This window comes from Dyadobacter subterraneus, assembly GCF_015221875.1.
GTDB classification, from domain to species: Bacteria; Bacteroidota; Bacteroidia; order Cytophagales; family Spirosomataceae; genus Dyadobacter; species Dyadobacter subterraneus.
Genome location: NZ_JACYGY010000012.1, coordinates 1 through 1,226 on the forward strand (window position 1 = coordinate 1; position 1,226 = coordinate 1,226).

Below are 1,226 nucleotides of genomic sequence, written 5' to 3' on the forward strand. Positions count from 1 at the left end.
TTAAAACCATTGAACCCGGATTGGTGGCGACTGAAATCGGTGCGAAAGCGGTGTTTGCCACGCACCCGGCTTATGAAGCATTGACCAGCAAATTCATGGCGATGCTCGCACCTGACAAAGCTGCGTCGAATTCAGAACAAATCGCCGAAGTGGTGTATGGCGCGGCTACCGATGCTACCAACACATTGAGATACGTTTGTGGCGAGGATGCCAAAGAACTTTACGCCCAGCGCCTGGCTGCGGGCGACGAAGCTTTTAGGAGCGGGATTAAACAATTGTTAGCCGCTGTTTAAAATCAAATGGTCTGCCGGCGCAGGTTGGAACGATTTGCGCCGGCAGACCATTATCGGATTATGAAAAGAGAACATCTCAAACCGCGCGTGTACCACTCCATTGCCGAAATGCAGCATGCATTCGGTCTGCCGCAACCTTTGCACCCACTAATCAGCTTGCTCGATTTCAACAAGGTGCAAATCACGGCCGAAATGCTGGCCGATACTTTTGCCATGGATTTTTATAACATCACCTATAATGAATCGGCGGGCTGCCGGATGCGGTATGGGCAGACAACTTACGATTTTCAGCAAGCCGGTATGTTTTTTTCCTCGCCAGGCCAGCCGCTGACGGGCATTCAAATAGCCGAATCGACCCTGGGATTTACATTGCTAGTTCACCCTGATTTTCTGCGAAACTATCCACTAGACGCCAAAATCAAACATTATGGCTTTTTCTCCTACTCGGTGACCGAGTCGCTGCATTTGTCGGACAAAGAACAGTTAATCATTCAGGGCATTGCCAGAAACATCGGCGACGAGCTCGAAACGGCGATCGACGAGCTGAGCCAGGATGTGCTGATTTCGCAGTTGGAACTGATGCTGAATTACAGTCAGCGGTTTTACAAACGCCAGTTTATTACCCGAAACCCAATTCACAATGCATTGCTGGAAAAGATGGACCAATTGCTGAAGAATTATTTCGACGAGGAGACCGCCCTGCTGAAAGGGCTTCCGAGCGTTCAGTATTTTTCAGACCAACTGCACGTTTCACCCCACTATCTTGGCGACATGCTCCGCGCACTGACCGGCCAGAGTACGCAGCAGCACATTCACAATAAGCTTATTGAGAAAGCAAAGGAAGTTTTGACATTTAGTGATCTGACAGTAGGTGAAATCGCCTATCAGCTCGGTTTTGAGCATCCGCAGTCTTTTAGTAAGTTATTCAAATCA

The 1,226-nt window shown here is 48.9% G+C and carries 1 protein-coding gene and 1 pseudogene; both read left to right on the forward strand.

Features of this window, described 5'->3' with window-relative positions; genetic code table 11:
- Window positions 1–293, forward strand: a pseudogene (locus IEE83_RS32705) (short-chain dehydrogenase/reductase); the annotation flags it as partial.
- 60 nt (window positions 294–353) lie between these two features.
- On the forward strand, window positions 354–1,226 hold an 873-nt coding region (locus IEE83_RS32710), incomplete at its 3' end, for a helix-turn-helix domain-containing protein (RefSeq protein ID WP_194124958.1).